Raw genomic sequence first — 12831 nt, forward strand, 5'->3', positions numbered from 1 at the left:
GGGGAGTAACTGCGGATAGATCTTGGATAGCGAAGGTGAATCTTGAACTGATCTTCCAAATATCGGTCGATTCTGATTCTTGCCTTCGAATCGAAGGATTTTGCCGAGTGATCGGTGTAAGAGTGATTGCAGGGAGGTCATCCCTGTGCTGCAATGAGCCACTATCGGGCAGATCGGAGGGCTTCGCTCCGGATGCCCTTTCTGTGCATTGACTCGGGCTGGGGGATGGACGTGGCCATGGATCAGATCGCAGAGCCGTCCAGGACGGTCCGCACCGGGCGCGTCGCCAGGTCGCCGACGCCCACCTCGCCGCCCGGCAGCCCGCCGCCGTCCACCTCGCCGTCCACCTCGCCGGGCAAGGGTCGCGGCCCCACCCTGATCGGCTCCGTCCAACGGGCGCTGCGGCTGCTGGAGGCCGTCGGGGGATTCCGGCAGGGCGCCACCGCCAAACAACTGGCCCGCGCCGCCGGACTGCCGCTCGGCACCGCCTACCACCTGCTGCGCACCCTCACCCACGAGGGCTACCTCCGGCGCTCCGACGGCCGGTTCTTCTACGGGGAGTCGGTCAACGGCATAGGCCGGGCCGACGACCGGCAGTCCGACCGGCACGACCTGCGCACGCGGATGCAGCGGTTACGGGACGAACTCGGGGCCCCCGTCTACTTCGCGCTCTACCGGGACGGCGAGATCCACGTGGTGGACGTCGCCGACGACCCCGGCCGCCCCGCCGTCCAGCCCTGGGCCGACCTCCGCGCCACCGGCCACGCGCACGCCATCGGCCAGTGCCTGCTCGGCCAACTGTCCGAGGAGGAGCGCCGTGACCACCTCGCCCGCCACCCGCCGGTCGGGCTCACCCCCTCCACCGTCACCGGCGAGGCCGCCGTCCTGCGCCGGCTCGCCTCCCTGCGACCGACCATGCCCGTCCTGGAACGTCAGGAGTACGCGCTCGGCACCGTCTGCGCGGCCGTCCCCATCACCGTCGGGCCGATGGTCGCCACCATGGCCCTCTCACTGCCCGTCGAACAGGCCGACCGGCTGACCGTCGTCGCCGGCCAACTGCGGCGCAGCGTGGGCGCGATGGGCCCGTCGTTCGTCCTCTGACGCTCCTCGCGCCGTCACGGATCCCGTTCGTTCACCATTTGAAAAAGCACACCTTGTCCACTACGTCCCCAAACATGGACGATGGTGACCTAACACGGATTGGTTGCACAAAACCGTCAGAAAACGCCCCACACCCAGCGATTGACGATCCCGGCACCACGTCCGAAGCCCCCAGCCCTGCCCCCGCCCCCCAACCCTGCCCCCGCTCCTCACCCCACGGCCCACCCGGCCGGCCCCACGAGAGGTACTGGCGCCATGCAGCACAGCACAGTCCAGGGACACCTGGTGATGAACCTCGTGGTCTCGCACGAGCTCTCCTTCCGCATCGTGGTGGACCTGGAGTACGAGCCCGACGACCCGTACGCCGTCCGGTTCACCTTCCACCTGCCCGGCGACGAACCCGTCACCTGGGTGTTCGCGCGCGAGCTGCTGCTCGACGGCATCAGCCGGCCCTCCGGCGAGGGCGACGTGCACATCCACCCGGTCGGCGAGGAGCTCACCGAGGTCTGTATCGTGCTGCACTCCCCCGAGGGGGACGCCCTGCTGCGGGCCTCGGCACCGCCGCTGGTCGCCTTCCTGGCGCGCACCGACCGGCTGGTGCCGATGGGCCAGGAGATCACCGGGCAGGAACTCGACGCCGAGCTCGCGGACATCCTCCGGGGATGTGAGAACGCGGGGTGAGCGGTGGCCGCACCGCCGCCACCGACGAAGGGGCCCGCGCCGGGTGAACCACCCGGGCGCGGGCCCCTCTCGTGTTCGGCCTGATGCTGTCCGGCCGCCTCGTGTCCGGCCGCCTCGTGACCGGCCGGGTCGGGTTCGGTCGGGTCGGGTTCGGCCAGTCGGTGCCCGGCCACGGCGGAGGTCAGTCGTCGTCCAGGGCCAGGTGCAGCCCCCACGAGACCAGGCTGATGATCAGCGAGCCGAGCAACGCCGGCACGAAGCCCGTGACGTTGAAGTCCAGGTGCAGCTTCCCCGCGGCCCAGGAGGTCAGCCACAGCATCAGGGCGTTGATCACGAAGGTGATCAGCCCCAGGGTGAGGATGAACAGCGGGAACGAGAACAGCTTGACCAGCGGCTTGATCAGGAAGTTGACCAGGCCGAAGACCAGGGCGACGGCGACCACCGTCAGGGCCTTGTGGCCCAGGTCGGCCTTGCCGCTCGCGAGTTGGATACCGTTGACGATCCAGGCGGCGACCCAGATGGCCACCGCGTTGATCACTGTCTTGATGAGGAAACCCTTCATGACGCCCAAGCCTGGCAGGCCCCGCCGTCCTGGGGGAAGCTCTCCTCGGACATGTTGGCGCTCCCTCCGGACATCCTGGCGCCCCCGGTCCGGTGCCCGTGGTGTTGAATGCCCGTGGCCCGCACGGTGGATGGACGAAGGAGGGGAGTAGCGGTGAAGCTGTTCCGGTTGGACGAACTGGACGTCGAACGCGCGGCGAACGACGGCGCGTACCTGCGCTTCCTGCGCGAACCGCGGATGTCCGCCGGGCTCTACGCGCTCTCCCCCGGCGACACCGACCCGCAGACCGCGCACGACCAGGACGAGATCTACCAGGTGATCAGCGGTCGCGCCGAACTGACCGTCGGCGCCGAGACCGCCACGGTCGGGCGCGGCACCGTCGTCTACGTCCCGGCCGGCACCCCGCACCGCTTCCACCACGTCACCGAGGAGCTGCGGGTCCTGGTGGTGTTCTCCCCGCCCGAGGGCTGACCGCCCGCGGACCGACCGTCTAGGGTCCTGGGCATGAGCAAGAGCCTGACGGAAGAACTCTGGGCGGCCATCGAGCCGGTGTACGCCGAGATCCTCGCCCACCCCTTCATCGGTGGCCTCACCGACGGCACCCTGCCGCGTGCGGCCTTCCGCCACTTCGTCGTCCAGGACTCGCACTACCTGCGCGACTACGCCCGCGCGCTCGCCGTCTGCGCCGCCAAGGCGCCCGGCGAGGAGGACGTGCGGGCCTTCGCGGACGACGCGGTCGGCGCGCTGGCCGCGGAACAGGGCATGCACGCCGAGTTCCTGACCGCCTTCGGCGGCAGCGCCGAGCAGGCCGCCGCCGAACCGGTGCTGCCCACCACCCGGGCCTACACCAGCTACCTGCTGGCCACCGTCTACGGCGGCTCCTTCGCCGAGGCCGTCGGCGCGGTGCTGCCCTGCTACTGGATCTACGCCCGGGTCGGCGAGGCGCTGCTCGCCCAGGGCTCCCCAGACCCGCTGTACGCCAAGTGGATCGCCACCTACGGCGACGAGGCGTTCCAGTCCGTCGTCCGCCGGGTGCTGGCGCTCACCGACCGCCTCGGCGAGGAGATCTCCCCGGCCGAACGGCGCCGGGTCGTCGAGCACTTCACGACCACCTCGCGCTACGAGTGGATGTTCTGGGACGCCGCCTGGCGCGGCGAGCGCTGGCCGGTCTGACCGCTGGTCGCAGGGGGTGCGGGGCCCTTGTCGGGGGTCGTCCCCGAGGCCCGCACCCGGGTCTCCCCGGGGCCCCGGGTCGGGGTGATCTAGGGGTTCTCTCCGGGCCGACGGGCCTCGTTCCGGCACTCGTGTCCCCGTACGATCGAAGTACCGAAAGCAAGCGGGATGCGGCACCGGACGGCAGCCGACCCCACGGGGAGAGAAGGAACGGTCATGGCTGAGCTCTGGAAGTCGCTGCCCTCCTGGGTGCGGAACATCGTCATCCCGGTGCTGGTCCTGGTGCTGCTCTGGAACATCGTGGGATTCGTCTTCGGCGTCGTCGGCGCCCTGCTGAGCATCATGATCAAGGTGCTGGTCGTCGCCGGCATCGCCGCCGCCGTGGTGGTCCTGGTGAAGAAGGCCGCCAAGGGCTGAGCAACCGTCGAAGGCCCGGCCCCCCCGGACGGGGGGCCGGGCCTTCGACGTTCCTGGCGCGGGGTCCGGCCGGCCGGAGGCGTGCTGGACCTGCGGCGATCGGCTCGCTACGGTGTTGGGCGTCATGTGCAGGCAACACCGCCTGCCGACGCGGGAGCTCGGAGCACCGGGCTGAGAGGGCGCTGACCGGGACGTCGACGGACGGACCGACGGCTGCGTCGACCGCAGGAACCTGACCGGGTAATGCCGGCGTAGGGAGTATGAGGTCAGATGACCACGTTCGAAGCACAGCCGCAGCCTGCCCGCAGCACCGGGAACAGCGGCACCGGGAACAGCGGCACCGAGGCCGCCACCGCCACCGTCACCAGCGCCGGCACCGGCTACCCCACCCCGGCCTGGCGCAAGGCCTACCGCGAAGGCTCCCGGCCCGACCTGCGGGTCCCGTACCGCGAGGTGCAGCTCACCAACGGCAGGACCGTCCCGCTGTACGACACCTCCGGCCCGTACACCGACCAGGCCTACGAACCCGACGTGCGGCGCGGCCTGCCCGCCCTGCGCGACGCCTGGATCCGCCAGCGCGGCGACGTCGAGGAGTACGACGGCCGCGAGGCGCGCCCCGAGGACGACGGGATCAAGCACACCTCGCCGCGCGGCGGAAACCTGCGCAACCTGGACGCCGTCTTCCCGGGCCGCCCGCGTCGCCCGCTGCGCGGCCGCGGCGGTGCCGCCGTCACCCAACTCGCCTACGCCAAGCGGGGCGTGGTCACCCCCGAGATGGAGTTCGTGGCGCTGCGCGAGGGCCTCGCCCCCGAGTACGTGCGGGCCGAGGTGGCCCGCGGCCGGGCCGTCATCCCGGTCAACGTGAACCACCCCGAGGTGGAGCCGGCGATCATCGGCACCAACTTCCTGGTGAAGATCAACGCCAACATCGGCAACTCCGCCGTCACCTCCTCGATCGAGGAGGAGGTGGAGAAGATGACCTGGGCCACCCGTTGGGGCGCCGACACCGTCATGGACCTCTCCACCGGCCGCAACATCCACACCACCCGCGAGTGGATCCTGCGCAACTCCCCCGTGCCGATCGGCACCGTGCCGCTCTACCAGGCCCTGGAGAAGGTCGACGGCAAGGCCGAGGAGCTGAGCTGGGAGGTGTACCGGGACACCGTCATCGAGCAGTGCGAGCAGGGCGTCGACTACATGACCGTCCACGCCGGCGTCCTGCTCCGGTACGTCCCGCTGACCGCCCGCCGCAAGACCGGCATCGTCTCGCGCGGCGGCTCGATCATGGCCGCCTGGTGCCTGGCGCACCACCAGGAGAACTTCCTCTACACCAACTTCGAGGAGCTCTGCGACATCCTCGCGCGCTACGACGTCACCTTCTCGCTCGGCGACGGCCTGCGCCCCGGCTCCATCGCGGACGCCAACGACGAGGCGCAGTTCGCCGAACTGCAGACCCTCGGCGAACTCGGCCGGATCGCCCGCGAGCGCGACGTCCAGGTGATGATCGAGGGCCCGGGCCACGTCCCGATGCACAAGATCAAGGAGAACATGGATCTCCAGAAGGAGATCTGCGACGAGGCGCCGTTCTACACCCTCGGCCCGCTCACCACCGACGTCGCCCCCGGCTACGACCACATCACCTCGGGCATCGGCGCCGCGATGATCGCCTGGTGGGGCACCGCGATGCTCTGCTACGTCACGCCCAAGGAGCACCTGGGTCTGCCCAACCGCGACGACGTCAAGACCGGCGTGATCACCTACAAGATCGCCGCCCACGCCGCCGACCTCGCCAAGGGCCACCCCGGCGCCCAGGACTGGGACGACGCCCTCTCCGACGCCCGCTTCGAGTTCCGCTGGGAGGACCAGTTCAACCTGGCCCTCGACCCGGAGACCGCCCGCGCCTTCCACGACGAGACCCTCCCCGCCGAACCCGCCAAGACGGCCCACTTCTGCTCCATGTGCGGCCCGAAGTTCTGCTCGATGAAGATCAGCAAAAGCATCAATGAGAAGTTCGGCAACGGTGCGGCCTCGCCCGAGTACGACGAGGAAGCCGTCGAGGGCATGAAGGCCATGTCCGAGGAGTTCAAGGCCCAGGGCAACAAGGTCTACCTCCCGCTGGCCGACTGACGAAGGTCTGACGATGGCGCTGTCCCTTGACACCGAAGAGGCTGTCCTGGGGCAGCGTCTCCTCATCAGCCGGTAGCGTGGTGCTGGGCCATACCCCAGGAGGACAGATGAACCCTGAGCACCTCGCCCTGATCGAGGAGTTCCGCAGGTCCGCCCCGGCGAACTTCAAGATCGAGTTCTCTGGTGACATCGTCATCATGCAGGCGTCGCCCTCGGCCATCCACGAGCGGAACCTCTCCGTTGTCCGCCGACAGTTCGAGGCCCGTGCTCCGGCTGGATACCTCTCCACGGGAAACATGGACCTGACCTCTCCTCAGGTGTCGAAGCTGCGAAACCCAGACCTCACGTATCTCCCCGAAGACGCCATGACGACCACGGAGAACAGGGTTCCGGCCGAGCTGGCTCTCATCGCAGTCGAGATCGTCTCGCCGTCGAACCCGGAGAACGACTGGGTCGGCAAGCTCCGTGACTACCCGCTGATGCAGATCCCGCTCTACCTTTTGGTGGACGCCGCGCAGAAGACCGTCACGCTCTTCAGGGAGCCCGAGGCCGGTCGCTATCGGATGAGGGAAGACGCCGATTTCGGGGAGGTCATCCACATCCCCGAGCCGTTCGGCTTCACCCTCGACACCACGGTTCTGCTCCCGTACTGACGGTCTCGTCCGGTCCGGGCGGTGCGCCAGTGTGGTTGGCCAGCGTGAATGTGCTGGTTCTGGGTTGAAGCTCTGCTCGATGAAGATCAGCCAGAAGATCCGCGCCGAGCACGGTGACGGGTCCAGTGCCGTGGAGACCGAGTTCGACGCCGAGGCGCTGGCCGGGATGGCGGAGAAGTCCGCCGAGTTCGCCGCCCAGGGCAACCGGGTCTACCTCCCGCTGGCCGAATGACGTCCAGCTGCACCTCGCTGCCGCCCCGGTGAGCTTCGACGCTTGCCGGGGCGGCACCGTGTCTGCGCACGGAAGGCGGACGGCAACACACTTGTCCGGACTTCGGACGCGGGCACATCCGGCGTACTACGCTGAGCGCCGTTCCAGTCACCCTCGGTGAGGAGCTGGTATGCCGTACTCGCCGCTGCTGATCAAGCCCATGAAAGAGGCGTGATCCGGTCGGATGGAGTTCTGCATTTTGCAGCTAGTGGCGCTAGAGTGCAGATATGACGGCACTCACCATCCGAGATGTCCCGGACGACCAGATCCAGACCCTGAAGGTCCGCGCGGCCCAGGCCGGCAAGTCGCTCCAGGCATTCATGCAGGACCTGATCGCAAGAGAAACGTCCAAGCCCACGATGGCGGAGATGATGGAGCGGCTGAACCGGGAGACCACCGCTCGCGTCAGCGCCGCCGACATCGTTTCTGCCATTGACGAGGGGCGAGCCGGGCGTTGATCGTCATCGACTGCTCCGCTCTGGTTCTGGTCCTCACGGCCCACGGCTCGAACGGAGAGCTCATCCGGAGCCGTGTGGCCGAGGCGGGGGACGTCTACGCCCCCACTCTCCTGGACTACGAGATCCAGTCGGCCCTGCTCGGCATGCAGCGTGGCGGCAAGTTGACCGAGAAGGAGGTGGAAAGAGCGGTCGTCGCCTACCGGATGCTTCCCATCGCCAAACGGGAGACGCTGCCGTTCTGGGACAGGGTGAAGAAGCTGCACGCCAACCTCAGCTCCTACGATGCCCAGTACGTCGCCCTGGCGGAAGCCCTCGGTGCACCGCTGGTCACGAGCGACGCGAGGATCAAACGCAGCGGTGCGGCAAAGTGCGAGGTTGAGGTCTTCGCCGCGAGCCATCCCTGACTGACGCAACTCTTCGTAGTGGCGCGGCGTCCCGGCGTCCGGCGGGGCGGGGCGGGGCGGGTCAGGCGAGGGCGGGGGCAGGGGCGGGTTCGAGGAGGACGGTGGCGCGGTCGGCGGTGAGGATGCCGAGGATGTAGCCGTCGTCGTCGACGACGGGCCAGACCGCCATGCGCTTGACCCGCATCGCGATCGCGGCCAGGGCCAGGCCCAGGCCCGGCCAGGCGAACGGGCCGCGCTGGTGCGCCGTGGCGCTGATCGAGGTCCGCTCGCCTGGCCGGGGGTGTTCCAGGAAGGTGTGGAGCCCGGTGCGGGTGACCAGCCCCTCGCACCGGCCGTCGTGGCCGCGGACGAGCAGGTATTCGACGTGGGCGCCGCGCAGGATGTCGTTGGCCTGGTCGACGGTGCTGTCGTCGGCTATCTGGTACTCGCAGGGCTCCATCGCGTCGGCGACCGTGAGGCCGTGGCCGGTGCGTGCCGCCTGCGGGGTGTGAGTGGTCACGGTGGTCACCGCTTCCCGTCCCCGGGTGTCCGGCCGGAACGGCCCGGACGACCCTTCACCCAGAACGAAGCCGGAACGGGTACCGGGATGCGGAATGCCCTGGATGTCTTCGAGCCTACTCCCGTGACGGCAGGCCCGCCGGAGGGTGCCGCGGAGTACCGTTGGGAGACAACCGAGGACATTCCGTATACCGGTACCGGCGCTGGTGTCGCCCTGGGTCATGACAGGTCCTTGCGGACCGGACGGGCGGCTTCTGATGCTGCCGATCCCCCTCCCCGTTCCCGCCACTCCCGGGCCGTGGTCCGTGCCCGGAGTCCCGCTGCTGCCACGTCTGGTGCTGGAGCCGACGATGGCGCGGGGCGGGGTGTTCGACGGTGCCTGGTGGCCGCGTTCGAACCGGGTGCTGGCCGAACTGCCGGACCTGGTCACCGCGCTCGGCGCCCACCTGGGGCGCATCATCCGGGTGGGCCTGGACACCTCGGCCTGGGACGGCGTGCCCCGTTCCGTCGTGGTGAACGGCCTCCTGATCAGGATCAACTGGCTCACCAGCAGCAGCGCGACGATCAGCGTCACCCGCGGCTTCCAGGACCACTTCCTCCTCCTGGTCGTGCCGCCCCGCACCGACCCGGAGACGGCCTCCACGGCCATGGCGGCGGCGTCGGCGACCGGCAACCGCACCCCGGCGGCCGAACTCCTGCTGGACTGGCCGGGGTTCGGGTGTCAGGTGACGTCGTCGGGGCTGGTGAAGGCGGGGCTGGTGTAGCCGGGGGCGGTGAAGTCGGGGGCCGGGGTGGGGACGGCGCCGGGGCTGGTGAAGTCGGGTGAGGTGTAGTCGGCGGTGGGGACGGGGCCCGGGCTGGTGAAGTCGGGTGAGGTGTACCCCGGGCTGGTGAACTCGGGGGCGCCGGCGGGGACGGCGGGCAGGTGGGTGTGCAGGTAGGGGAGCAGGCCGCGGTCGCGCAGCGCGGTGCGCCATTCGCGGCGGGCGTCGGCGAGTTCGGGGTCGGTGCCGGCCGGGGCGGCGGCGCCGCCGTCGCGTATGGCGGTGAGGACGAGTCCGATGATGCCGATGGCCATCGCGGCGACTCCGGCGGCGAGGGCGACCCAGCCGGCGGTGACGAGGCTGCGGGCGAGGGTGAGGTCGGGGTTGGCGGCGCGCAGCAGGTAGCCGATGAGCAGCAGGACCAGGGCGGCGGTCCAGGCGAGGACCGGGGTGAGCACGGTGAGGACGGGGAAGAGCCCGGCGCCGCCGTTGGCGGAGCGCAGTTGGGTGAGCAGTCCGGGGGCGATGGGTTCGGCGCCCGGGGGCGGCGGGGGTGTGGTGCGCAGGGTCTCGCGCAGCCGGGTGTAGTGCGTGTACTCGGTGGCGGCCGCGGCGGCGATGGCGTCGGCGTCGCGCAGGGCGCGGACGCGCAGCTGGTCGGTGGTGAGCGCGCCGGGGGCGCGCAGGGCGGTGAGGACGGTGTGGTCGCGCAGGGCTTCGGCGAGGAGGCGCTCGTATTCCGGGCGGTCCTCGGCGAGCAGCGGCGGGGGGTTGGTCATGGGGACCCCGTTCATGCGGACCCCGGTTCGCTCCGCCCCAGGGGCCGCGGGACCCTCAGGGGCGCCGAAACGGGCGCGGAGGCGGGCCGCCGGACGGGCGGCCGGGTGTGGTGTGCCTCATGTTAGGGGCGGGCGCGGCCGTGCTGACAGTCGGTTTCCGGAATTTCGCGCCCCGGCCCGCGCGCGTGCGGTGGCCCGGGCGCCGGGAACGCCCGTTCGACCGACCCCGGTCCGCGGGCCTCAGTTGACGGGGAGTCGGGCGACGAGCAGGCGCCCTTCCATGGTGACGCCGCCGTCCATGGCCACCGCGAGGTCGTCGGCGTAGACGTAGGGGCCGGGGATGTGCGGCGGCTGGCCGTCGTCGGCGTGCACCGCGCCGGTGAGGTACGGGATGGGGCTGTGCCCGTGCACGATGCGGGTGCCGCCGTAGGTGTCGAGGAGTTCGTGGACGGCCGTCGGGCCGGCGTCGCCGCGGAAGGCGAAGCGCTTGGTGAAGCGGCGGAAGCAGTCCCACCACTCGTCGACGCCCTCGTCGGCGAGCAGGCTGTGGACGGCGTCGTTGACGTCGGGGATGGACTCGCCGTACTCCAGGTACGCGGTGGTGTCGGAGTGCAGCAGCAGGTGGCCGTCCTCCAGTGCGATGGCGGGCAGCCGGGAGAGCCAGCTGATGTGGTGGCCCTCCAGCCGGTCCAGGTCGTGCTGCTGGCCGCCGTTGAGCCGCCAGGCGGCGAGGAAGGAGGCGGTGCCGGCGGTGGACTGGACGGGTTCGTCGCCGTACCGGGCGGCGCCGAGGAAGAGCAGCTCGTGATTGCCCATCAGGGCGCGGCAGTAGCCGCCGGCGGCGGCGGCTTCGGCGGCGAGCTGCATCACGAGGTCGATGACGCCGATGCCGTCGGGGCCGCGGTCGGTGAAGTCGCCGAGGAACCAGATCCGGGAGCGGCCGGCGGACCAGTGGCCTTCGGCGTCGATCAGGCCCTGGTGGCGCAGCTCGGCGCGCAGCTCCTCCAGGTAGCCGTGCACGTCGCCGACGACGTAGAGCGGGCCGGGGGGCTCGCCGGGGCCGGGGGCGGGGTACGGGTAGCTGGGCGCGGAGGGGTCGGGCAGCGGCGGGCCGAGTTCGATGGTCGGCGGGTCGTCGCGGCCGGGGGCCTGGTGGGCGTGGTCCTGGTGGGCGGGGGACTGCTGGTCGGGCAGGGCCGGCTCGTAGCCGGGGTGGTCCTGGTGGGAACCGGCGTGGTCCTGGTGGGAGAAGAGCGGGGCGTTCTCCGGGGCGTGCACGGTGTGGTCCTGCCCGTCGGCGGGCCAGTGCTGCTCCAGGTAGCGGGCTCCGCCGTAGCCGCTGTAGGTCTCCGCTTCGTACGGCGTGCCGGGGTAGCCGGTGGCGGGCTCCGGTTCGTAGTAGGTGCCGTACGGCAGCACGTCGAGGTCCGGCTGGTGGCGGGGGCCTGAGTCGGGGTGTTCAGGCCCGGGGAAGCGGTCCTCGGGTGTCATTCGCCCATCATAGGAAGACCACTCTCCCGGCGTCGTCACCTGGTGGGTATCCAATCCTCCGGAGCGTCAGCCGGGCCGTCCCGCAAGGTCCGTTTTGTCCCGGCTCGGTATGGTCTAGACCTCGCCCGGGAGTCGGGGAGGGCTGACGGTGGTGCGCGGGCTCCGGCGCTGGGAGGACGCGCGGACGATCAGCTCGGTCGGCATCAGGGTGCCCGGTGGCGGGCCGGTGCCGGCGGTGCGGAAACGCGGCGGGAAGAGCCGGGCGATGTCGACGCCCGTCCCTGAGTCGACGCCCTCGATGGCGTCGATGAGCAGGTTGACCACGGTGGTGCCGATCCGGCGCGGCTTGAGGGAGAGCGTGGTGATCGGCGGTTCGGTGGTGGCGTAGACGTCGCTCTCGCTGCAGCAGACCAGCAGCAGGTCGTCGGGGACCCGCAGGCCGTAGCGGCGGGCGGCGGCGAGCAGGTCGGTGCCGTTGGGGTCGAACAGGCCGTAGACGGCGTCGGGCCGGTCGGGCCGGGCGAGCAGCCGGTCGGCGGCGACGGCGCCGGCGGCCGGGTCGTGCGCGGGGTAGGCCTCGTAGACCGGCTCCTGGCCGACCTTGGTGCACCAGCCGAGGTAGGCCTCGGTGGAGAGCCGGGTGTAGGTGTCGGTGCTGGTGCCGGTGAGCAGGCCGATGCGGCGGGCACCGGCCTCGGAGAGGTGGTCGAGGATGCCGAGCACGGCGGCCTCGTGGTCGTTGTCGACCCAGGCGGTGACCGGGCAGTTGCCGGGCTTGCCGTCGCTGACGACCGGGACGCCGGACCGGTACAGCTCGCTGACCAGGGGGTCCTGGTCGGGCGGGTCGATCACCACGGTGCCGTCCAGGGCGATGTTGCCCCAGACGTCGTGGCGGGAGGAGGCGGGCAGCACCACCAGCGCGTAGCCGCGGCCGAGGGCGGCGCTGGTGGCGGCCCGGGCCATCTCGGCGAAGTACGCGAACTCCGTGAAGGTGAACGGTTCTTCACCGTAGGTCGTGACGGTCAGCCCGATCAGGCCGGACCGTCCGGTGCGCAGGGTGCGGGCGGCCGCGGAGGGCCGGTAGCCGAGGCGCTCGGCGACCTCGCGCACCCGGCTGCGGGTCTCGTCGGGCAGGCGGCCCTTTCCGTTCAGCGCGTCGGAGACGGTGGTGATCGACACTCCGGCGGCTGCTGCCACATCCCGGATGCCGGCCCGCTCCAGACGCCGTGAGGTGGTGGGACGCCGACCGCTCTGGTTGGCTGCTGCTGTCATGGCGGACCGATCGTATGGCTCCTGACAAGGGTCTGTGACCGGCGCATCGGGAGCCCTCGGAGATACGTTTCTCCAAGAGTGAGCCGGGGTGCGCTCCTTCGATACCCGCACGAAACCAGCCGTCTTACCTCTGACATGTGCCAAAGGAACCCGGCAGAATGGCTGATCTGCGCCTGTCAC

15 protein-coding genes, 1 pseudogene and 1 riboswitch are annotated in these 12831 nt (G+C 70.6%); of the genes and pseudogenes, 11 read left to right on the plus strand and 5 right to left on the minus strand.

Annotated elements, in window-relative coordinates:
- Nucleotides 1-237: 237 nt before the first annotated feature.
- Both ACIO9K_RS05930 and ACIO9K_RS05935 read left to right on the plus strand, forming a co-directional pair.
- Nucleotides 238-1101, plus strand: coding sequence for a helix-turn-helix domain-containing protein (locus ACIO9K_RS05930; protein ID WP_363626243.1), 864 nt, complete (start codon nucleotides 238-240; stop codon nucleotides 1099-1101).
- Between the two features lie 255 nt (nucleotides 1102-1356).
- Nucleotides 1357-1782 carry an SsgA family sporulation/cell division regulator gene (locus ACIO9K_RS05935; RefSeq protein WP_363581598.1) on the plus strand — a complete coding sequence of 142 codons (426 nt, stop codon included), beginning with the start codon at nucleotides 1357-1359 and terminating at the stop codon, nucleotides 1780-1782.
- Nucleotides 1783-1963: 181 nt separating this feature from the next.
- On the opposite strand, the gene ACIO9K_RS05940 is transcribed toward ACIO9K_RS05935, so the two are convergent.
- Nucleotides 1964-2344: a phage holin family protein gene (locus ACIO9K_RS05940; protein WP_363581596.1), complete on the minus strand. Its 381-nt coding sequence runs from the start codon at nucleotides 2342-2344 to the stop codon at nucleotides 1964-1966.
- 153 nt (nucleotides 2345-2497) lie between these two features.
- On the opposite strand from ACIO9K_RS05940, the gene ACIO9K_RS05945 reads away from it, so the two are divergent.
- The 8 genes and pseudogenes from ACIO9K_RS05945 (at nucleotide 2498) to ACIO9K_RS05980 (ending at nucleotide 7847) form a co-directional block, all read left to right on the plus strand.
- The gene (locus tag ACIO9K_RS05945) at nucleotides 2498-2815 is read left to right on the plus strand and encodes a cupin domain-containing protein (protein WP_363626245.1); all 318 of its coding nucleotides are present in this window, start codon (nucleotides 2498-2500) and stop codon (nucleotides 2813-2815) included.
- Between the two features lie 33 nt (nucleotides 2816-2848).
- Nucleotides 2849-3517, plus strand: a complete 669-nt coding sequence (gene tenA / locus ACIO9K_RS05950; protein WP_063348422.1) for a thiaminase II — start codon at nucleotides 2849-2851, stop codon at nucleotides 3515-3517.
- Between the two features lie 216 nt (nucleotides 3518-3733).
- A complete protein-coding gene (locus ACIO9K_RS05955) occupies nucleotides 3734-3934 on the plus strand; it encodes a DUF5326 family protein (RefSeq protein WP_063348421.1) in 201 nt (66 codons plus the stop codon).
- Between the two features lie 140 nt (nucleotides 3935-4074).
- A riboswitch (TPP riboswitch) is annotated at nucleotides 4075-4209 on the plus strand.
- A complete protein-coding gene (gene thiC, locus ACIO9K_RS05960; protein ID WP_400327312.1) occupies nucleotides 4205-6061 on the plus strand; it encodes a phosphomethylpyrimidine synthase ThiC in 1857 nt (618 codons plus the stop codon). (Overlaps the previous riboswitch by 5 nt.)
- A gap of 107 nt (nucleotides 6062-6168) precedes the next feature.
- Nucleotides 6169-6714, plus strand: a complete 546-nt coding sequence (locus tag ACIO9K_RS05965; protein WP_363581590.1) for a Uma2 family endonuclease — start codon at nucleotides 6169-6171, stop codon at nucleotides 6712-6714.
- Nucleotides 6715-6763: 49 nt separating this feature from the next.
- Nucleotides 6764-6946, plus strand: a pseudogene (locus ACIO9K_RS05970) (phosphomethylpyrimidine synthase ThiC); the annotation flags it as partial.
- Between the two features lie 266 nt (nucleotides 6947-7212).
- Complete coding sequence (locus ACIO9K_RS05975) at nucleotides 7213-7443, plus strand: FitA-like ribbon-helix-helix domain-containing protein (RefSeq protein ID WP_363581588.1); 231 nt, start codon at nucleotides 7213-7215, stop codon at nucleotides 7441-7443.
- On the plus strand, nucleotides 7440-7847 hold the full coding sequence (locus ACIO9K_RS05980; protein ID WP_400327315.1) for a type II toxin-antitoxin system VapC family toxin: 408 nt from the start codon (nucleotides 7440-7442) through the stop codon (nucleotides 7845-7847). Before ACIO9K_RS05975 ends, ACIO9K_RS05980 begins: the two co-directional genes overlap by 4 nt.
- A 61-nt stretch (nucleotides 7848-7908) precedes the next feature.
- On the opposite strand, the gene ACIO9K_RS05985 is transcribed toward ACIO9K_RS05980, so the two are convergent.
- Nucleotides 7909-8346 carry a CBS domain-containing protein gene (locus ACIO9K_RS05985; RefSeq protein ID WP_363626267.1) on the minus strand — a complete coding sequence of 146 codons (438 nt, stop codon included), beginning with the start codon at nucleotides 8344-8346 and terminating at the stop codon, nucleotides 7909-7911.
- A gap of 256 nt (nucleotides 8347-8602) precedes the next feature.
- On the opposite strand from ACIO9K_RS05985, the gene ACIO9K_RS05990 reads away from it, so the two are divergent.
- Nucleotides 8603-9109, plus strand: coding sequence for a DUF5994 family protein (locus ACIO9K_RS05990; RefSeq protein WP_363626269.1), 507 nt, complete (start codon nucleotides 8603-8605; stop codon nucleotides 9107-9109).
- Here ACIO9K_RS05990 and ACIO9K_RS05995 read toward each other — a convergent pair.
- The 3 genes from ACIO9K_RS05995 to ACIO9K_RS06005 form a co-directional block, all read right to left on the minus strand.
- On the minus strand, nucleotides 9067-9888 hold the full coding sequence (locus tag ACIO9K_RS05995; RefSeq protein ID WP_400327318.1) for a hypothetical protein: 822 nt from the start codon (nucleotides 9886-9888) through the stop codon (nucleotides 9067-9069). The two genes, ACIO9K_RS05990 and ACIO9K_RS05995, sit on opposite strands and share 43 nt — an antisense overlap.
- A 240-nt stretch (nucleotides 9889-10128) precedes the next feature.
- On the minus strand, nucleotides 10129-11379 hold the full coding sequence (locus ACIO9K_RS06000) for a metallophosphoesterase (RefSeq protein ID WP_363626273.1): 1251 nt from the start codon (nucleotides 11377-11379) through the stop codon (nucleotides 10129-10131).
- 114 nt (nucleotides 11380-11493) lie between these two features.
- On the minus strand, nucleotides 11494-12651 hold the full coding sequence (locus ACIO9K_RS06005) for a LacI family DNA-binding transcriptional regulator (RefSeq protein ID WP_363581576.1): 1158 nt from the start codon (nucleotides 12649-12651) through the stop codon (nucleotides 11494-11496).
- Between the last annotated feature and the right edge of the window lie 180 nt (nucleotides 12652-12831).

This window comes from Kitasatospora sp. NPDC087271 (genome assembly GCF_044744605.1).
Taxonomy (GTDB): Bacteria; Actinomycetota; Actinomycetes; order Streptomycetales; family Streptomycetaceae; genus Kitasatospora.